The 19,255-nt window shown below is 64.4% G+C and carries 18 protein-coding genes; 11 read left to right on the top strand and 7 right to left on the bottom strand.

All coding sequences use genetic code 11. The features are described 5' to 3' along the window. Positions 1-95: 95 nt before the first annotated feature. Together ACIBX3_RS57195 and ACIBX3_RS57190 are read left to right on the top strand one after the other, a co-directional pair. Entirely contained in the window at positions 96-302 is a 207-nt protein-coding gene (locus ACIBX3_RS57195; RefSeq protein ID WP_397129247.1) for a hypothetical protein, read from the top strand. Beyond that, a complete protein-coding gene (locus ACIBX3_RS57190) occupies positions 299-490 on the top strand; it encodes a hypothetical protein (RefSeq protein WP_397129246.1) in 192 nt (63 codons plus the stop codon). Before ACIBX3_RS57195 ends, ACIBX3_RS57190 begins: the two co-directional genes overlap by 4 nt. Here ACIBX3_RS57190 and ACIBX3_RS57185 read toward each other — a convergent pair. Beyond that, positions 450-815, bottom strand: a complete 366-nt coding sequence (locus tag ACIBX3_RS57185; RefSeq protein ID WP_397129245.1) for a GntR family transcriptional regulator — start codon at positions 813-815, stop codon at positions 450-452. The two genes, ACIBX3_RS57190 and ACIBX3_RS57185, sit on opposite strands and share 41 nt — an antisense overlap. Positions 816-922: 107 nt before the next feature. On the opposite strand from ACIBX3_RS57185, the gene ACIBX3_RS57180 reads away from it, so the two are divergent. The 8 genes from ACIBX3_RS57180 (at position 923) to ACIBX3_RS57145 (ending at position 6,933) form a co-directional block, all read left to right on the top strand. Next, positions 923-1,252 carry a hypothetical protein gene (locus tag ACIBX3_RS57180; RefSeq protein WP_397129244.1) on the top strand — a complete coding sequence of 110 codons (330 nt, stop codon included), beginning with the start codon at positions 923-925 and terminating at the stop codon, positions 1,250-1,252. Further along, entirely contained in the window at positions 1,245-2,564 is a 1,320-nt protein-coding gene (locus tag ACIBX3_RS57175) for an FtsK/SpoIIIE domain-containing protein (RefSeq protein WP_397129243.1), read from the top strand. The genes ACIBX3_RS57180 and ACIBX3_RS57175 overlap by 8 nt, the downstream gene beginning before the upstream one ends. A gap of 20 nt (positions 2,565-2,584) precedes the next feature. Continuing rightward, positions 2,585-3,244, top strand: coding sequence for a DUF2637 domain-containing protein (locus ACIBX3_RS57170; protein WP_397129242.1), 660 nt, complete (start codon positions 2,585-2,587; stop codon positions 3,242-3,244). 19 nt (positions 3,245-3,263) lie between these two features. Further along, on the top strand, positions 3,264-3,605 hold the full coding sequence (locus ACIBX3_RS57165; protein WP_397129241.1) for a hypothetical protein: 342 nt from the start codon (positions 3,264-3,266) through the stop codon (positions 3,603-3,605). An 18-nt stretch (positions 3,606-3,623) separates the two neighbouring features. Continuing rightward, positions 3,624-3,785 (top strand): hypothetical protein, encoded by a 162-nt coding sequence (locus ACIBX3_RS57160; RefSeq protein ID WP_397129240.1) that lies wholly within the window; start codon positions 3,624-3,626, stop codon positions 3,783-3,785. 216 nt (positions 3,786-4,001) lie between these two features. Further along, a complete protein-coding gene (locus ACIBX3_RS57155; protein WP_397129239.1) occupies positions 4,002-5,384 on the top strand; it encodes a replication initiator in 1,383 nt (460 codons plus the stop codon). Next, positions 5,381-5,572, top strand: a complete 192-nt coding sequence (locus tag ACIBX3_RS57150; protein ID WP_397129238.1) for a helix-turn-helix transcriptional regulator — start codon at positions 5,381-5,383, stop codon at positions 5,570-5,572. The genes ACIBX3_RS57155 and ACIBX3_RS57150 overlap by 4 nt, the downstream gene beginning before the upstream one ends. Then, a complete protein-coding gene (locus tag ACIBX3_RS57145) occupies positions 5,569-6,933 on the top strand; it encodes a tyrosine-type recombinase/integrase (protein WP_397129237.1) in 1,365 nt (454 codons plus the stop codon). Before ACIBX3_RS57150 ends, ACIBX3_RS57145 begins: the two co-directional genes overlap by 4 nt. 920 nt (positions 6,934-7,853) lie before the next feature. Here the strand turns inward: ACIBX3_RS57145 and ACIBX3_RS57140 are convergent. From ACIBX3_RS57140 to ACIBX3_RS57115, 6 genes are all read right to left on the bottom strand, one after another. Continuing rightward, positions 7,854-8,135: a hypothetical protein gene (locus tag ACIBX3_RS57140; RefSeq protein WP_397129236.1), complete on the bottom strand. Its 282-nt coding sequence runs from the start codon at positions 8,133-8,135 to the stop codon at positions 7,854-7,856. 251 nt (positions 8,136-8,386) lie between these two features. Then, positions 8,387-10,399 (bottom strand): hypothetical protein, encoded by a 2,013-nt coding sequence (locus ACIBX3_RS57135; RefSeq protein ID WP_397129235.1) that lies wholly within the window; start codon positions 10,397-10,399, stop codon positions 8,387-8,389. A 44-nt stretch (positions 10,400-10,443) separates the two neighbouring features. Next, the gene (locus ACIBX3_RS57130) at positions 10,444-10,746 is read right to left on the bottom strand and encodes a hypothetical protein (protein ID WP_397129234.1); all 303 of its coding nucleotides are present in this window, start codon (positions 10,744-10,746) and stop codon (positions 10,444-10,446) included. A 258-nt stretch (positions 10,747-11,004) separates the two neighbouring features. Further along, on the bottom strand, positions 11,005-11,529 hold the full coding sequence (locus ACIBX3_RS57125) for a hypothetical protein (RefSeq protein WP_397129233.1): 525 nt from the start codon (positions 11,527-11,529) through the stop codon (positions 11,005-11,007). A 191-nt stretch (positions 11,530-11,720) separates the two neighbouring features. After that, a complete protein-coding gene (locus tag ACIBX3_RS57120) occupies positions 11,721-12,536 on the bottom strand; it encodes a carbohydrate kinase family protein (RefSeq protein ID WP_397129232.1) in 816 nt (271 codons plus the stop codon). A 213-nt stretch (positions 12,537-12,749) separates the two neighbouring features. Next, entirely contained in the window at positions 12,750-13,241 is a 492-nt protein-coding gene (locus ACIBX3_RS57115) for a hypothetical protein (protein ID WP_397129231.1), read from the bottom strand. Between the two features lie 583 nt (positions 13,242-13,824). On the opposite strand from ACIBX3_RS57115, the gene ACIBX3_RS57110 reads away from it, so the two are divergent. Beyond that, the gene (locus tag ACIBX3_RS57110; RefSeq protein WP_397129230.1) at positions 13,825-19,242 is read left to right on the top strand and encodes a LamG-like jellyroll fold domain-containing protein; all 5,418 of its coding nucleotides are present in this window, start codon (positions 13,825-13,827) and stop codon (positions 19,240-19,242) included. Positions 19,243-19,255: the final 13 nt, after the last annotated feature.

The raw sequence follows: 19,255 nt of genomic DNA, 5'->3' as shown, positions 1-19,255 counted from the left end.
CATGTCCCGTCGTGTAGTGATCTCGTCCTAACTCTCCGTCGCATTCTCGGTGTCACACAGCAACACCGGAGCAACCGAAAGGAGAGGTGATCACCATGAATCACGACATCTACCCCGAGCCCACCTGCGCGTGCGGGGCACTGCTCAACGAAGGGCGGAAGCTCTGCCGCAAGTGCCGGGCCCGGGACCGCTGGATCAGGAAGCAGGCGGGCAAACGCAAGGGCGGCAAACGGCGTGGCGAGACCCGCCGTCCCCCGCGGGCGCCTCGCGGTCTGGCCGCGGCGGGGGTGATCTGGTCATGACCACGATCCCGCTGATCATCGCCGGAGTCCTCGGCGTCACTCTGCTGGTGGGCTACACCATGGTCCTGGTCGGCATCCGCCGGGAGGACAAGGCCCTGAACCTGCGTCAGTGCCCGAACGGCGCGTCGGCTTCACTGGCGCGAAAGGTTACCGGCTGCTACGCCCGGAACGGCGTGTCGTGGACGTAGCCAACTGCTCCTCGACACGTGCCAGGCGTTCCGACAGGTCACGAACGGCTGAGCGCAGCTCGGTCACCTCGCTCGTCAGGTCGCCGGCGGGTGCGGCGTCGGTGTCGCGGACGAACACGCCCTTGCCCTGCTGGCCGATCACTAGGCCCTCGTTACGCAGGATGCCGACGGCCATCTTCACCACCGACAGCGAAGCGTCGTACTGCTCGGCGAGTTGGGCGGTGGATGGCAGGGGAGTGCCGGGCGCGAGAGAGCCGCCGCGAATCTGCGCTCGGAGATCGTCGGCGATCTGGAGGTAGCCGGGGCGCCCGGTTTTCTCGACCATCGCAGTCCATCACACCACGAAACAACAACCAAGCCAACCGAGAGGACGTTGACAACTGAGCCAACTAGGTTAACTATGTTGGCTAGGACGAATAAGGAGGTCACAGTATGCGTTCCGTTCCCATCCCTGTGGATGTCAGCAAGCTCGCCATCACCTGCGTCAAGGCCCCGCGTCCGCGGGTGCTCAACCGCGACACCGGCGAAATCAAGACCGACAAGAACGGCAACACCGTCTTCGAGGTCACCGTCTCGGTAGAGGACGAGTTCGGCCGGATCGAGCTCGTCAAGATCGCCACCACCGGAGAGCCGCCCATCAGCGTCGGCGATCAAGTCAACCCGGTCGGCCTGCTCGGCTACGTCTGGGAGATCGCCGGCCGGTGGGGCATCAGTTATCGCGCCTCGGCCCTGCTCCCCGTCCGGGAGAACGCCGATGCGTGACGCGCTCGTCCTGCTCACAGTCCTGGCCGCCGTCGCGGCCGGGCTGTGGGCCTGGCGCCGCTGGCACCCCGGCTCGTTCTGGCTGATGATCGGCTACCCGATCACCGCCCTGTCCGTACGCGCGTCCTGGCGACGGGTCGCCCTCGGCTGCGGGCTGACCAAGAAGCGGCAACGCTTCTGGTTCACCACCGTGCCGGGCATGATCGCCTCCACCGGCATAGTGCGCGTCAAGCGCCGGTTCCAGCGCATCGCGGTGGACACCAAGCCGTTCATGTGGCTGCCGACGCCGACCCGGCACGGCTGGCGCGTCACCCTGCACACCCTGGAAGGCCAGACACCCGGCGACTACGCCGACGCCGCCGAACGCCTGGCGCACTCCTGGGGCGTGCACGCCATCCGCGCCTCCTCACCCCGGCCCGGGCGAGTGGTGCTGATGGCCACCATGAGAGATCCGCTCGTCAAGGTCGATCACCTGCCCGCCTCGACGGACCTGCTCAAGGTCACCGTGGGACGGCTGGAGAACGGCACGCCATGGACCATCGACTTCCGAACCGTGCCGCACTGGCTGAACGCGGGCGCGACCCAGTCCGGCAAGTCCAACCTCGCCAACGCTCTGATCGTCGGGCTGGCTCCACAACCCGTGGCCCTGGTCGGATTCGACCTCAAAGGCGGGGTCGAGTTCACGCCCTACAGTCCGCGCCTGTCCGCGCTGGCCACCTCGCGCGCCGAGACGGTCACACTGCTGGACGATCTCGTCGGCCTGATGGTCGATCGCATGGGGCTATGCCGCCAGGCCGGTGCCCGCAACATCTGGCAACTCCCGCCCGGCATCCGCCCGACCCCGATCGTCGTCCTGGTCGACGAGCTGGCCGAGCTGTACCTGATGGCCGACAAGAGCGAGAAAGACGAGATCGCCAAGACCTCCACCGCTCTGCTCAGGGTGGCCCAGCTCGGCCGAGCGTTCGGCATCTACCTGTTCTGCTGCGGCCAGAGGATCGGCTCCGACCTCGGACCCGGCGTCACCGCGCTCCGGGCTCAGTGCTCGGGCCGGATCTGCCACCGCGTCAACGACCCAGAGACCGCCACCATGACCCTCGGCGACCTCGACCCTGCGGCCCTCGCCTCGGCACGCGCCATCCCCGCCGAGACGCCGGGCGTCGCGATCGTCGCCTCCCAGGACGGCCAGTGGTACCGCGCCCGCTCCTTCTACGTCACCGAGCAGGCCGCCGAACACGCCGCCCGTACGTTCGCCAACCTCGCTCCGTCCTGGGACGAGATCACCAGCCACCTACCTGAAGCTGTCAACGCCTGAAGTTCCGAAGGGAGGGGACGATGCGACGCTTGGCCTGCTGGCTGCTCGACACGGGCCCGGTTCTCGTCCTGGCCATCATCGCGGGCGCCGGATCCTTCACCCACATCCGCGACACCGCCGCCGAGCACGGCCAAACCGGCTGGATGTCCTGGGCCATCGCCGTCTGCATCGACCTGACCTGCGTCATGGCCGCCCGCGAACGCCAACGCGACAAGAAGACCGGCCGAGCACCGCGCGGCCTGGTCTCCTGGCCCGTCCTGGTCCTGGTCGGCGGCATCGTCCTGTCCCTGGCCGCCAACCTCGCCCAAGCCGCCCCGACCGTCTGGGGCTGGATCACCGCCGCCACCCCGGCGGGCGCCTTCCTGCTCGCCATCTCGATGCTCGAACGCCGCGCCGCCCACTCCCGTCCGGAACCAAGCGAGGTCCTGCACTCGTCCTCACCCGTCCTGACACCGTCCTCCGTCCCGGAACTCGTCCCCACCGACGAGCAAGACGAGGACGGCCGTCAGGACGTCCAGGAGGACGGCCCCGCACCGGCACTCCTCGACTACGCCCGCCGTGTCGCCGACGAACACCAGGCCAAACACGGCAAACCCATCACCCGCGATGCCTTGCGCGCCCGCCTGGGCGTGTCCAACCAACTCGCCTCGGACTTGCTTCGCACCCTACGCACCGCCTGACCCAGAAAGGAGATCACCGATGACCCGCGACCGCCGCACTGACCTCATCAACGGCCTACTTGACCTGGCCGCCTTCCTGGAGGCCCATCCCGAGGTGCCCGCCTCCTCTCACGTCGTCGTCCACCACTTCCCCGAACACGATAACGACGCCGACATGTGCGCCGAGATCGACCAGATCGCCGCCTGCGTCGGCTCCGGCATCGAGTTCGAGGACTCTCCGTACGGCCACTACACCACCTCGGTCTACTTCGGGCCGGTGGAATACCGGGCCGTGGCCGTCCTGACCGCCGCGCGGGCGCTCCACGCCGCCGAAAGAAGCTACTCCGGTTGCATCCAGCCCGACCCGGCACCCGCCACCTGACCAGCAGGAGAAGCGACCATGCGCATTCGCCTCGACGGCACCCGTGCCGAAGTCATCGACGCCTTGTTCCGCCTGCGCCTGAACTTCACCGTCATCGGTGCCTCACGGCTCTATCCGGACCGGACCAAGCCCTCCCACTGGCGCATCTACCTGACCACGACACCGCGCCCAAGGAGGTGAACAGCCCTTGATCGAAGTCATCCACTACCGCTGCTGCACCTGCAGCGGAACTGGCCTCGACAACGACCGCAACCGCTGCCACGACTGCGATGGCACCGGCATCGACAACCACGGCGCATAACGCGCAGCGCCCCCGGCCTGGCCGCACATCCGCCAAGACGACTGCCAGGTCGGGGGCCATCCCCTCACCCGAACGAGTGAAAGGAGGCTTCCATCTTGCCCGCATGCACCACCAACCCGCACGTCCTCGCAGGTGTCATCGCCCGACTCAACGCTCCGGACTACGACCGGTGGGCCGCCCAGATCCGCGCCACCGGTGGGTGCCGCCAGCCCATCCACCTGCGTGGCAAGGTCGAGTACCACGACCAGGCCACTGGCCGGCTCCTGCACCGCTACACCACCCGCCACGAACCCGATGGAATCCTCCGCCTACCCTGCAAGACCCGCCGCGCCTCCCGCTGCCCGGCCTGCGCCGAGATCTACCGCGCCGACACCTACCACCTCATCCGCGCGGGCCTCATCGGCGGCAAGGGCGTGCCCGAGAGCGTCACCGGCCATCCCACGCTGTTCGTCACTCTCACGGCGCCCAGCTTTGGAACGGTCCACGCTCGCTGCGAGAAGAACGGCAGGGTCCTGCCCTGCCACGCCCGCCGCAACGCCGAAACCTGCCCACATGGGCACGTCATGTCCTGCACAGCCAAGCACCGCCCCGACGATCCCCACCTTGGCGAACCACTGTGCCCTGACTGCTACGACTACACCGGCTCAGTCCTGTTCAACGCCCTGGCGCCGCTGCTGTGGAAGCGCTTCGCCGACTCCCTGCGCCGCCGCCTAGCCAAGCTCGGCGGCCTGACCCTTAAGGACCTGCGCGAACACCTCACCGTCTCCTTCGCCAAGGTCGCCGAATACCAGCGCCGCGGTGTCGTCCACTTCCACGCCGTCATCCGCCTCGACGGCCCGGGCGGTCCTGCCGCGCCGCCACCGCCCTGGGCGACCACCGATGCCCTGACGCAGGTGGTCCGGTACGCGGCCAAGGCCGTCAGTGCCACCGTCCCGGCCTACGACGATCAGCCGGAACGGGTCATGCGCTGGGGCGGCCAGCTCGACACGCGGCCCATCACTCTCGACGGCGACCTGACCGACCAGGCCGTTGCCGGTTACATCGCCAAATATGCGACCAAGGCTGCCGAATGCGTGGGCACTCTCGACCGCCGAATCAACCCCCTGGACAACCTCGACGCCTTCAACCTCCGTGAACACCCAAAGCGTCTGATCGCCGAGTGCCTGCGCCTCGGTGCCATCGGCGACCTGGCCGACCTTCGCCTCACCAACTGGGCCCACATGCTGGGCTTTCGCGGTCACTTCTCCACCCGATCCCGCCACTACTCCACCACTCTCGGCGAACTACGTGCCGTCCGCGAGCAGCACGTCCGGGATCAAGAGATCACCACAGGCCGCCTGCCCCTGTTCGAGGAGGACACGGTCCTCGTGATCAGCGAATGGACCTACGCAGGCAAGGGCTACAGCCTCGGAGATCAGATCATCGCCGCCGCGATCACGGGGACTCGCATCCCAGACATGGCGGGTGGTGCCCGATGAGTCGCTGTGACGAACTGCTGACCGTCGCGCAGGTCCTCGCCGAGTTGGGCGGGGTCTCCCGCCGCACCTTCTACCGCTGGCGCGAGCTTGGCCGCGCGCCGGTCTGCATCCAACTGCCCAACCTCGAACTCCGCGTCTGGCGGAGCGACCTTATGGCCTGGCTCGACTCGCGAAGGGAGGGTAAGTGAAGACGACCTACGACGTGAAGCTCGGCCAGATCCAGCAACGCACCGACCGCGGCACGCCCGCCTACATCGCCCGCTGGCGGGTCGCCGGCAAGCAGAAGTCAAAGAGCTTCCGAACGAAAGGGCTGGCCAACGCCTTCATATCGGATCTGCGCCAGGCGGCCAAGGCAGGGGAGGAGTTCGACGTCGCCACCGGCCTCCCAGTATCGATGCTTGCGCCTGCGACGTCCGGGCCGTCGTTCCTGGAGTTCGCTCAGGCGTACGTGCTTCGGCGCTGGAACACCTCGGCGGCCCGGACCCGTGAGACCGACGCGTACGCGCTCTTGACGCTGATCCCTGCCCTGGTGGCCGACGCACCACGCCGTCCGGCCGCTGAGGAACTGCGCGAGGTCCTCAAGCTTCACGTTCTCCTCCCGGAGAGCAGGCGGGCCGACCTGACTACGGCCCAAGCTGCGGCGTTGAGCTGGCTAGAGAGAGCGTCCCTGCCGCTGTCGGCACTGGGGGAGGCACACATCTTGCGTACGGCTCTCGACGCCATCTCCGTGACCTTCACCGGTGCTCCGGCAGGAGCGAACACGGTACGGCGCAAGCGCTCCATCCTGCATCACCTCCTAGAGCACGCGGTAGAGCAGAAGGTGTTCAGCGACAACCCGCTGGACGAGATCAAATGGACTGCTCCGAAGGCAGCCACGGTCGTTGATCCCCGCACGGTGGTCAACCCGGCCCAGGCACGCCAGCTCCTCGACGCTCTCCCCAAGGTGGGCCGCAAGCGCGGTGCCCGGCTCAAGGCGCTGTTCGCCTGCATCTACTACGCCGCCCTACGACCGGAGGAGGCGGCTGACCTGCGGCTGAGGAACTGCACGTTGCCCGAGTCGGGCTGGGGCCTGATCGTCTTGGAGAAGGCGCGACCGCAGGGAACGAAGCGCTGGACCAACTCCGGCGAGACTCACGAGTCGCGCTGCCTGAAGCACCGCGCGGACAAGGAAACACGAGAGATCCCGATCCCGCCCGTCCTGGTCACCATGCTCCGCGAGCACATCGCCACGTACGGCACTGCCAAGGACGGCAGGATCTTCCGTACCGGCACCGGTGGCTCCTACTCCAGCTCGGCCTACTCCTACGTCTGGCAGGAAGCCCGCAAACTCGCCCTCACCCCGGAACAGGCCGGCTCGTCGCTGGCTGCCAGGCCGTACGACCTGCGCCACGCGGCGGTCTCGCTCTGGCTGAACGTAGGCGTCCCGGCCCCCGAGATAGCCAAGCGTGCCGGTCACAGCGTTGACGTGCTGCTGCGTGTCTATGCCAAGTGCATCGACGGCCAGCAGGAGCATATCAACGGCAAGATCAACAACGCCTTGGACACATAGCTCACGCTTATCCACCTTCGGCCCTGGCCCGACCGGGGCCGATTCGCTTTGCGCCGCTCGCCACGCCGCGTCGTTCTCGTCAAACGCCGACCGGCTGCGCCACGCTGACAAGCACGCGCAGCGAGAGAGGAGGACCATGCACCAAGACCACGACCACCCCGCCCCATCATCCAGAGAGCTCCGCCCGCTGCGGCGACCACCGTACGGCATGCCGCTTCGGCCACGGCTCCACACAGCGCCGGACACCCTTTCCTGGCGAAGGTACGCAACCCCAGCCCCGCCTAAGGGATTGACCATGCAAAACCGGGATCGTCTGACCCGGCCAGCGCTTATCGCGTGCTTCCTAGCCTGCGTAGGCTTCGGCATCTGGTCGAGTACGTGGGGCACTGACATCGCCTCACCTCGAACGACGGTCGCCTCTGTATCGACGCCTCGCCTGAGCATTGCTGGGCGCTCCGTCGTGCTCCCCTCGCCGTCGACGCCCACACCCGCACCCCGGGCGCTGCCTACGACGATGCCCCGCCCACGTCCTGAAGTAGCGAAGCGCGAGGCGATATCGCCAGAGAAGCGTCATCGATCAGCGGCGGTGGCGTCGGTTGTGCCGCGCCAGCGTCATAAGAACGTCGCCGCGGTCCCGCGCAGGAAGACCGCGATCCCCACTGACCGGACGACTTCAACCAGAAGCCAAGAGCCGAAAGACAACGCAAGGAAGCGACCAGCCTCATTGATCGGCGCAAAGTGCGACGAGTTGTTTCCGCCTTCCATCCCCGAGTTTCGGATTCGTAACCAAGCCTGCCATCAGATCTACGAGTAAGCGTCGCAGTACTAGTCCGGGGGCCTACGTGCACTGCATCAGCTACGGCTGAAGCCGTTTTCTGTCCACGATACAGATACTGCAGGTAGCGCCTCCAATTGGCCGTTCAGGTAAGGAGGAGCGGCCGCAGTTGACGCATGAACTCGACGGCGTCCGCTCGGTGATCTCGGCCGGGCGCTCCTCTGGCGATTCTGATGGCCAACACTTTGGTGCCGTCCTTGGTCCAAGCTAGCGCTTTTGCCCCAACGATGTTTCCGCTCGTGTCTTTTAAGGGTGTGCTGTAGCCGGGCGTGAGACCATTTGGTAGATCTGCTCCCCTATCCCTGGCCTTAGCATTATTCAGGCTTTCCAATGTGGAAGGAAAGGGGTCCTGCAACTCGATGGTCATCGATGCCCTATCCTCGCTGCTTTGCATGCTGCTGATGACGCAACGGGAGAAGTCGGTTGGTGACGTAGAACCGCTTGCGTAGAAGTTGCTAAGTCCAATAGCGCGACCAATGGCTTGGCTGGAAATTAACCCGCATTCCACGGGGGGCGTTGTCACGCTGCCCAGAGGCCGGCGGTCTGCCGGAGGAGACGGCGAACATGCTGCCATGGAAGTAAGGGCGGCGACCAGTAGAGCTGTTGTTGACCAAGCTCTCATTCCTCTGCCTCCTCGTACGGAGGCACAGGCATCTGGAATGCCTCCCAAACAGACCGGTCAGTCTCCCGGAAGAAGGCTGAAGCTGGAGGCATCTTCCGCCACTGACTGTAAGCATGCGCCTGCGTCGAATCCATCTTGCTGCGCGGAATAATCCGACCGTCTGCCAGAAAATATCCTGGTGACTTTTTGTCATAGTTCTCGAGTGCGTGAGGGTGGGCGGAGCCTGGCGTTGATTCATCTCCGAAGAGACCGTGCCGCAGCATTGTATTAGCCGCTAGGTCTTTGAAGAGTCTCTGGCTTTCGCGAAGTGTCTCCTCCCCTCTGCTACGCGCGGCCTTGCCTTCGGTAAACTTGATGTGATCGCTGACATTTTCTTCTAAAAATTCATAGCCTGCGACGACGACGTCTCCGGCGGGCGTAAGCGCGAGCTTGACCGTTCTGGACATGCCGTCCTTGAATGCCTTTCTGCTCGCATCTTTCCGGTCTGCCTCATGTATGTTTGTCAGATTTCCGGCGTCAGCAATGAAATGAAGCGACTTGCCGAGGGTGTACACTTGGGCGTCGAAGAGAGTTTTTGGAGTCTTGCCCATGCTGTCATTTAGTAGCTTTTGACGATGTGCCTTCTGCTCGGCTTCCGTGGCGTTCGGGTGGTCCTTGCGCCATTCGGCCAGTTCCGAGTTGATTTTGTCGTTGATTTGCTTTCCTTGAGCGTCCATGACCTTGACGCTGTACTCCCCATGCCCTTCGACAACGGTTTTGAGTGCTAGCGGGTCTTTGAAGGCCCAGATCATCACATTCTTGACCGCGTCAGGATCGAACATGGCTCCATAGGGCTGCTTGCCAGGAAGGTTCGGATCGGTGTCCGGTAGCGGGGTCACGCCCGGCGACTCTGGGGCGTCGGCGTTGGCAACCCGATGCACGTCGCTCATATAGGCGGCGAAGACACGGGCGGCGCTCTGCCGAGTACTGGGCAGGGCATTCTGCGCTCTCGGATCTGCCCAGAAGTGGGCGGCCCACGATGCGATCAAGGCCGACTTGTACCCGCGTGACGTGCCCGGAGGCTGGCCGTGGTCACGGAACGACATGGTTGCGGCCTCGATCGCCCGCCCGAGTTCCCTGCCTCCTTCGCGGCCCCAGTCGGTCTGCCGCATCAGGAAGGCCAGGGGCTTGCGAGCAGGGTCAGTGAAGAAGTCCTGCGCAACCCTGGCATTATTCGCCAGGGCGGCGGCGAGTCCGGGACCGAACTCGATGATGTCCTGCCGTTCGGAGATCGGCTTCTGCGCGTTGTCGAAGACCTTGTTGGCGATGTCGCGGAGGAACGCATCGTCAAACGTGCCGTACCGCAGAAGCTTGTCAACGATACGGTTGTCCAGACCCGCCACAGCGCCATCGGTCGCGATCAGCTCATCGGCGTAGCCCTTGGGCAGCTTCATGCCGCCGACTCCCCGCGATGCTGTTCCCAAGGTCACACTCAGCGCCTTCGCCAAGCGGTCCAAATCCGAGGACGGTGGTCCTGGTCGGCTCTCGTCCAGGGAATTGCGTACCGAGGTGTAGAGATCCCCGAGGAGCGCCTTGAGCTCCTTGGGCGGGACCTCCTTGGCGAAAGCTGCGGCGAAGTAGGGATCGTGTTGATGCCTCTCCAGCAGAGCCAGGGTCTTGTGGTCGAGAGCCTCTTGACCACCGACGGAGGCAGCGTCCTTCCTTGCTTGTCGAAGCTGATCGGCGACGGACTTGGCTGCTGCTGCACCGCTCGCTGGCGAGGACGATGGCCACAGCGTCTCGTCCGCCCACACCACTCCCTTGTCGAGCCCGATCTTCTGGGTGGAGACGATGAGATCCAGGCGCCGCTGTAGGTTCGGGACCTGCTGTCCGATCTGGAAGCCGATGTCCCCCAGTAGGCCCGGTCCGTGCAGGCTCGCGCCGATCGTGCGCAACGCATTATGTATTTGGGCATCAGCCTCGGACCATGACCGCTCCAGGCGCTTGATCTCACCGATCAACTGAGTCATCAGCGCAGGGTCTATGCCGATCCGATTCCGACTCGGGGGTGGGCTCATCGGCGAGCTCCGTCAGGAGGAAGGAATGGCGGCGGCTGCCAAGGCGTGAATGGCTCCGTGGAAGTCGTCGCAGGCTCGGGACGTGCGGGCGTGGATTCGACCAACGCGAGTGCCCGGCGGAAGACGTTCTTGTAGGCCGCCTCCCAGGCTTGGCAATCCTTGATGAGCTTGTCGGCCGCCTCGCCCTTCATCGCGCCGCTTTCGAGCAGACCGATGAGCTTGCGCACGTCGTTGGCGTGCTGGTCACGTAACTGCTCGATCGTGCGCCGAGCGGCCTCGATCTGCTCCTGTGTCGCCATCATCCCAACCTTGGATCTTTGAGGACGACGATCTGTGGGATGAATGTGACGGTAAGGGGCAATCGGAGCGCAGTCGAGTCGAACTGCTAAAGCGGCATAATCTCAACGATTGTCTCGGCTGCTGCGTATCACGCGTGATGGCGGTTGCCTCTATGCCATCCGCAACCATGTGGTTGCCCGGTGTTCGAGCTGAGGCGTCGTAGGAAGGCCGGGTTTCGGTGCGAAAGAGGCATCGGTGGCGTCCGCAGGGACGGCTCACTATGGGGACCCCATGGTCGTACGGGCCGTTTCGATGAAGCTCTGTAACCGGTCGCGGTATGTCTGGTGTGCATTGTCGAAGGATGAACGTGCTTCAGGGGCGCCTTGGGTGATGTCCCACAGCGCTCCGTTGGTTTCCGTGGCTGCTTGCCTGACGGCTTCCGCCTGTGCGGCGACGGCTTCCGGCCCTTCGAGGAGGACTACTCTGGTGCATCGCGCCAGCGGATCATAGGCGTCGCGCAGGGCAGTACGTAAGTCCTCCATCTTCTTCAACTGCTCGTCTGGCCGCGTCAATTGCGCGTAGACGTCACCGAGCCTGTAGTAAAGCTCGCCCGTGATGTGGGCCTGCTCCAGGAACTCGAGGTAGGCCGTCCGACGTGCCTCACGAATCTGAGCATGATGCTGGGCCTTGGCAGAAGCTTCAGCCTGGATCCGTGCTCCGCGAGCGTTCCCGAGGCTGGTCACCCATCCCGCCAGGATCGCCGTCCCGCCCGTCAAGATCGCAATCCATACCGTGCTGTCCACACGACCTCCAGTCAAGGTCCGCGCGTTCGCTCCAAGGCTGCTCCGCCTAGCCAGGAAATGGCCTGTCGAAGACTCGTGCTTCCGGTCTAGTCACGCCCTGGTCTCCACCATCGCTCTTCCACAGCATCTAAACCAGGCCGACCTAGAGCGAGCGTCCCGTCGAAGGAGAAGGACGCATATGCTGGCGAATCTCATCTTCGCTTGATGCTCCCGCACTGGGGCGTCTGAAGTGTGGTCGGCATGGACGATCTCGTCTGAACGGTTGTGGCAGCCCAGGTGAGGCCGAGATGCACGCCTTCGGCCAGAGTCTTTCCGTTGCCGATCTCCCAGAGCAGGCCTGCGGCGAAGGCATCACCGGCACCAGTCGCGTCTACTACATCTGCTGGGACGGCTGGGTAATGATCCTCGCTCTGGCCTGATGCGTAAACCGTGACGCCGTTGGCGCCGTCGGTCATGATGGCGGTGGCTTTCTCGGGGACAGCGGCGTAGTCGTTGCGGGATCCGATCAGGTACTGCATGGCGGGGACCACGCCGGGCGGGACGCTGGTGACCAGCGCTCCTTGGGCGGCCATGGCTTGGGCTGCGGAGGTGAAGGTGTCGTGCCAGGCGGCGAAGTAGACGATGTCTCCCGGTGCCACGGCTTGTGTGGGGATCGTGATGATGTGCAGCAGGTCAGGATGGATACCGATGATGGTGCGTTCGCCGTTGGGCTCGATGAGCAGGACCACGGAGGACGTGCGTCCCGGTAGAACCTGCACGTGATCGATGTCGACCCTGGCTGCAGTAAGCGTATTAGTCATGGTTTGGCCAGCAGCATCGGCTCCCACGTAGCCGACCATGTGCACGCGGCCCCCGGCCTGGCTCAAGGCAACGGCGACATTGGCTCCAGTTCCGCCTGGACGTTCGACGCTATCGCCGGATTGAACGAAGTGACCGCTGGCGGGGATGCGGTCGATGTAGAGGGCGAGGTCCCAGGCGATGGGGCCGATGATCCAGAAGTCAGGCATACGCTGCCCGTCCCGTATCCCACAGCCTTTCGGCGAGCGCGTTCAGCCTTGCCGGAAAAGCAGCTTGGCGTGCCCAAGGGATGTCCACCGAGCCTTGGCGGCAGCTCAGGGTGCCTCCGACGATTGCAGTCACGGCGTCAGTGTCCCCGCCAAAGCTCACGGCATACCGCGTGGCATCAATGGTTGGGCTCTAGAGATAGAGGCCGAGAGGTTTCAGACTTGATGCTCGACTCGGTGCCGGATGTACTCGTCGGGGTGGGTGCGGGCGATGTGGACGGCGGCCGAGACGGCTTCCCTGAGTTCGGCTCGGTAGTGGCTGGGGTTGAGGTCGAGCCCTGGAAGGATGCAGCGACGTACGTCGAGGTCCTCATTGGTGATGAATTCCCCAAGCGCGGCTTCGCGCCACTGCGTTCTGACGTCTTCCAGCGCGTCGTATTCCTTCTTGCGCTCTTCGTCGGGGATGCGTGCACCGCCTTTGGATCTCAGAGGGATCTGCGCCCAGTACCAGGCACGGGCGGCGCCGGCTTTCTCGGAGTCCGTACCGGTAGTGAGCAAGCTGACAAGGGCGGTTTGCACTCTGCGATGCCCGAAGCTCTTGAGGGCGGGCTCGACGAACTGGCGGTTGAGGCTCGGGTCGGGGTCATAGACAGCGGCCAGGATCAGCGTGTCGAAGGCCGCCTCCGGCAGTATCTCGACTGCGGACAAGCTTCGTCGGACGGCTGCTCGGGCTGCGCGTCTCCACTCGCGAGAATCCATGGACGTCTGAGCCGATACCTCCTCGCCGATGAGGAGCAGCAATGCGGCCATGTGCCGGTGGAAGGCGGGGCGCTCATCGTTGACTCGCCCCGGTAGGGCCATGAACAGCCGGGGGCCGTTCGCATCATCCTCGACACCGCGATGACTCACTACAGCCTCCAGTCTGTTGCCGAGGGCCCCGTTGTATTGAGGATCGCCTTCAATGGGCTATTCCATCCCCGAATACGTGCTTCGCACGGTTCTATGGCGATACAGAGCAACTGGGAGTGAGCTCGTCAATTTCGAAAACATGAATTACCACTTTCGGTGTGATTTGACCAGGAGATATCGGATCACATCGGCCAGGCGTTACAGCTTTAGCGCGCCAATCGGGGTGATCTATCTCACATTGCTGGACGATCTTGACAAGGATACGAATTGTTGGCCATTCCCCGATGCGCGACAGATTGAGGTGTCTGTGGACAGATTAGTCAGCAAGGCGAGAGCCGACCGGCCTCCTAACCAACGGCTCGCATTCGCAACGGTGCTCACGGTGGCAGCATCGCTGCTGGTTGCAGGGATTTCCGGCGCCGCCCAGGCCGATCCCGAACCGACCAAGGGAACCTCCGGCCCTTCGGTAACCACGTTCCCACGTCCCGAGGATCCGGACGCACCGTTACGCACGGCAATCCTCGATGCCAAGAAACTAAACAAACCGGTGGCGGTCGAGGCCGCGTTCACGGAGACCTCGCGTACGTGGGCATATCCGGACGGGCACCTGTCCACCGAGTCTTACAGCGGACCGGCCCAGTTGCGGCAGGCCGACGGTTCGTGGGCGTGGATCGACACCACCCTTGAGGAAAAGAACGGCGTCCTGAAGCCGCGGCTGGCCAAGGCCGGTGTGCGGTTCTCGACGGGGGGTTCCGGTCCGTTCGCCAGCATGCGCATGGGTCGGGAGGGCAGTTTCGGCCTGTCCTGGCCGACAGAGCTGCCGCGCCCGCAGGTCAAGGGCAATGTGGCGACCTATGTGGGAGCGGCCGGGCCGTCGGCGGACCTGGTGGTCACCGCGCTGCCCACCGGGTTCCGGCACGATGTGGTGTTGCGTGAACGTCCTACCGGGCCGGTGGAGTACCGGCTGCCGGTGCAGGCGCCCGGACTCAAACTCAAGGTGAACAAGTCCGGCGGGCTCACCCTGTCAGCCGGCAAAGAGAAGGCGGCCGGCGCGCCCGCTCCGCGCATGTGGGATGCGGCAGCCGTGAAGACCGACGACCAGCAGCCGGGCCGGGAAGCCAAGATCAAGACCAGTGTGGAGACCGAGAACGGCGGCACCGTGCTGGTGTTGCGGCCGGATCCGCAGTGGTTGGCCGATCCGGCGACGCAATACCCGGTCACGGTCGATCCCACCACCACCCTGGGGATCACGCAGGAGGTGGGCGTCCGGTCCCCAACCTCGCAGACGACGCCGGGCGCCGTGAGCAGGTCGAATTACGGCAGCGGCTGTCCGGGCACCTCGTGCACCTATACCGAGCGGTTCACCCGCGCGCTGATGGCCTTCGACACCGCCCCGATCGCCGGGCGGCAGGTGGTCAGGGCCACCATGCAACTGCAACTGCGCAGCAATGTCACCAACTGCAGCGAGTTTCAGGGCATCGCGGCTCAGCAGATCACCGAGTCCTGGGTGGCCGATGACACCTACTGGGGCAACCAGCCCGCAACCACCGAGGAAGGCAGGGCTTCGATCGATCCGTGCGCGCTGCCTGGCAGCAGCGGCTCGATCTGGAGCTGGGACTTGACCGCGATGACAAGGTTGTGGGCCTCCGGCACGCCCAACCATGGGCTGGCGCTCAAGCTGACCCAGGAGAGCGGGACCCCGCGCGGCTTCGGTGAGGACTTCCTGTTCTGGCCGCAGTTGCTCACCGGCGGCGTGAAGCCGAAGCTGAGCGTGGACTGGGTGCTGCCGCCGGAGATCCCAACCGTCAGCGCCGAGTCGATCGACTCGATGACCGGCAACGACGCCATCGCCCGCAGCACCAATGTGAAGGTCAGCTACAAGTCCAGCGTGCCGGAGGCGACGCCGCTGAACTACACGGTGACCGTTAACGACTCCACCATGGCGCCCCCGGCCGCTCAGTTGCCCGCGGGGGAGCGGGCGTACTGGAAGCTGGATGAGACCTCCGGCGCCAGCGCCGCCGACTCCTCCGGCAACAACCTCCCGGCCACCCTGACCGGCTCCTACACGCGGATCCCGGGTCAGCTCGGGCAGGCGGTGAAGTTCACCGGCGGCGCGCACGCCGCCACTACCGGGCCGGTCCTCAACACCAACCAGAGCTTCACTGTGGCCGCCTGGGTGCGCTTGGACAGCAGCACCGACGAGCAGACCGTGCTGTCGCAGATGGGGGTTCACCAGCCCGGCTTCACGCTGTCGTACGGGACTTCCTCGGCGCCGGGGTACGACCAGCGCTGGCTGCTGTCCATGATCCGCGAGGACCGGGCGGACCGCATCGTCGAGACCCTGGTGCAGTCCAAGGACCTGGCGAAGATCAACGAGTGGACGCACGTGGCCGTCCAGTACGACCACGCCGCCGGCAAGATCCGGCTGTACGTGGACGGCGCCCTGGCCGGCGAGAGCGACCACACCGCCACCTGGAACGCCCGGGGCGCCTTCGAGATCGGCCGGGCCCGCACCCTGGCCGGGAACCTGGACGGCGCGGTAGATGATGTGCACGTCTACCAGCGCTCCCTGTCCGCCCAGGACATCCGCGCCCTGGTCGGCGTGCCCAGCACCACCACACACAACAACATCCCGTCGGGCCAGGTGCTGGACAAGGTGTTCACCCTGGACAACCCGGCCAGCTTCAAGTTCGTGGTCAAGGCCTGCCGCGCCGGCCTCACCCCGCCCTCCTGCAACGAGAGCCCGGCCTACCGCATCACCTCCGATGCGCCGATGCTGCCGTCCGACACCGAGACCGGCATGACCGATCCCACCCAGCCGATCCTCTCCGGCAAGGTCAACCGCCCCTCCGGCGGAGCGGTCATCGCCAAGTACTACCTGTACGACAACCAAGGCCTGCCCGTCGGCTCTGCACCGCTGGGCACCCGCACCGTCGAGGGCGGGCAGCGGGCTTCCTTCCAGATCCCGCCCAACACTGTGCAGCCCGGCACGACCTACAAGTGGCAGATGACCGCCTGTGTCGCCCCGCCGTCGAACAATGGCCCAGGACCAAACCCCACCCCCACTCCTACGCCGACCCCCACACCCACACCTACGCCCACTCCGACGCCCGCCGGGCTTGTGGCCGCCTGGGGCATGAACGAAGGCACCGGCACCACCGTCACCGACGTCACTGGTACCAACAACGGCACCGCGGCCGGCACGACCTGGGTGAGCGGTAAGAACGGCCAGGCCCTGTCGTTCAACGGCACCTCCAGTTGGGTCACCGTCAACCACCACCCGTCCCTGCGGATGACGAATGCGCTGACTTTGTCGGCTTGGGTCAAGCCCACCACCGTGGATGATTGGCGCACCGTCATCGCCAAGGACTTCACCCTGTTCGACGACACCTCCTACGGCCTGTGGGCGGCCGCCGATGGCGAAGGCCCCGCAGGCGGGATCTTCACCGACCAGAACTACGGAAAGCCCAGCAGCACCACACCGCTACCCCTCAACGCCTGGAGCCACCTGGCCGTCACCTACGACGGCACCACAGCCTGGCTCTACCTCAACGGCACCCAACTCGCCCAAACCGCACTCACCGGCACCCTCATGGACGACGAAGGCGCCCTCCACATCGGCGGCAACACCGCCTACGGCGAATACTTCCAAGGCGCCATCGACGACATCCGTATCTACAACCGCGCCCAAACCGCCGCCGAAATCACCACCGACATGAACACTCCTGTCGGCAGCGCCCCCGCCGTGGCCGGTAGCGGGTCGGCAATGCCTGCGGTAGCAACCACCTCGGAAGATTCTGGCCCGGCAGTCTGTACCGCCAAATCTGTCCCGGTGTCCTTCACCACAACCGGCACGCCTCCACCCACTCAGCCGCCCGGGACGATTCACGAGATCACGCTTGGTAGTGAAAATGTCGCAGTGAGAACGGCCAAGACCGGCACGGATTCATGTGAAGGTCAGCCGTGCCCGTTCACTGACTCCACCGCAGTCAAGGTCGGTGGCACGGGTTCATCGCACATGGTGTCTGCCTTGAAAGTCAGCCTCGCTGAGCTGCCGGATGGCTCTATGCCGGTTGACGCGACGCTACGCCTGGGAGCACCCTCCTGCGGAGGTTCCTCATGTTCCGCTGCCGTTGAGCTCAGACTGACGCCCGTCTCAGGTGAGGTCGGCCCATCCACGATGGGCTCCGATGTTCAGGCCGCGATTGAGGCGGATCCGGGACCGTTCGGCCCGATTCCTCCGGAAGGTTTACAGGTCGACGCCGTTCCGCTTCTTGGGTGGATCGCGGTCTCTTCCAGCAGCGAGCAACAGATCGAGTTCGGCAGTTCGGCACCAATAGAAGTGCGGCTGCGCTACCGACTGCCTTCTGCACCAGGAATTGTTGGGGAGCTGCATGGTATGGGAGCCAGCAATGGCGCCGTGCTTTCGTGGCTTCCACCTGCCGATCCAGGTTCCCTGGCACCGATCGGGGAATACGATGTACAGGTCACCGACTCCAACGAGCAAGTCGTACAGACGCATTCCGTTACGAAAACCCACGCGGAGATTTCAAACCTTACCGTTGGAGCGAGCTATACAATCGCTGTCCGCGCCAAATCCCCATTTGGTCAAGGGCCCTGGTCTTCGATTAGTGTCGCCGTTCCGGCAGCTCCGACGAACGCTTGCGATAATCCGGAGACCTTCTCGAAGGCCATCAAGACTTTTGAGGAATCACGAAATGATCTTCGTGAGCTAACTGCTCGCTCCGTAGAGGACATTACCTCGACCAATACGGACGCAGCGCCGTCAAAGGCTATCCTGTACACTCAGCAGCCCACCCTCGTTGGGGTGGCTGAGACGCTCAACCGGCGGGGAATCAGGCAGACCGCTTCTTCTACCGGCGTCTCCCGAGTGATGCTATTCCATGACCAGGAAGGGAAATTTACTACTGTCCAGGCCGAGGTAAGTGAGACCGTCGAATATCTAGGCGATATCGGCACGGCCAATCCTGAGTCTGATACCAGCGAAACGCGGCAGCTCAAATCTTATACCTTCTCAATGACGAGCTGCGACAGCCTCCAAGTAAGAGATTCGTCTGACGACGGGCGACTCGTCCAGGTAACTCCAGACATGAACGAGGTATCTACAGGGCCAGGGTCGATCCCTGCGGACGGTATGGATCTACCCATCGACTCTGACGGATTCCCCGAGCTGCCTATCGACGATGCGTTCACAGGGCCCTCCACGGCCAACGGGACAGCCGCGGCCACGACTGCGTCCACGATCAACAGGACGGCTGCGGTCCAATGGGCTCTCCAGCATTATCTCGACGACCCTCTCTTCGATAACGACTGCACAAACTTCGTGTCCAGGGCGCTGCACTATGGAGGTGGAGCGGCTATGGACACGAACGGGAAGAAGCCCTCTGACGAAGACCGCCGTGATCCATCGCAATGGTTTCAGTCGAAAACCGGCGTTACGTGGTACAACTCGTGGGCAGTCAAGGCTGCGACGAGTTGGTCATGGTCCGGAGCCAACTCTTTCTTCCAGCATTTCATGTCCAAGGGGCGTCGCGCCGGCTGGGTGACCTCGTGGCAGAATATTCGCGTTGGCGATGTCCTGCTATGGGATTACACTGGCGGAAGTCCGGACTTCGGCCACGTTGCCATGGTCAGTCGAGTCACGGCCAATTCATGGAAAGGTGTACAGTACGTACAGCACAGCAATGCATACAACTACCGGGCAATGGCGACCTCCCTTCCGCCGGCCAGGAGACTACATCCAAACATGAAGATTTATGCAATCAGGGTCTCGTTCTGAACGAGAATAGACC

The sequence above is a fragment of the Nonomuraea sp. NPDC049480 genome, assembly GCF_044465905.1.
GTDB lineage: Bacteria > Actinomycetota > Actinomycetes > Streptosporangiales > Streptosporangiaceae > Nonomuraea.
This window is presented reverse-complemented; position numbering and strand designations above follow the sequence as displayed.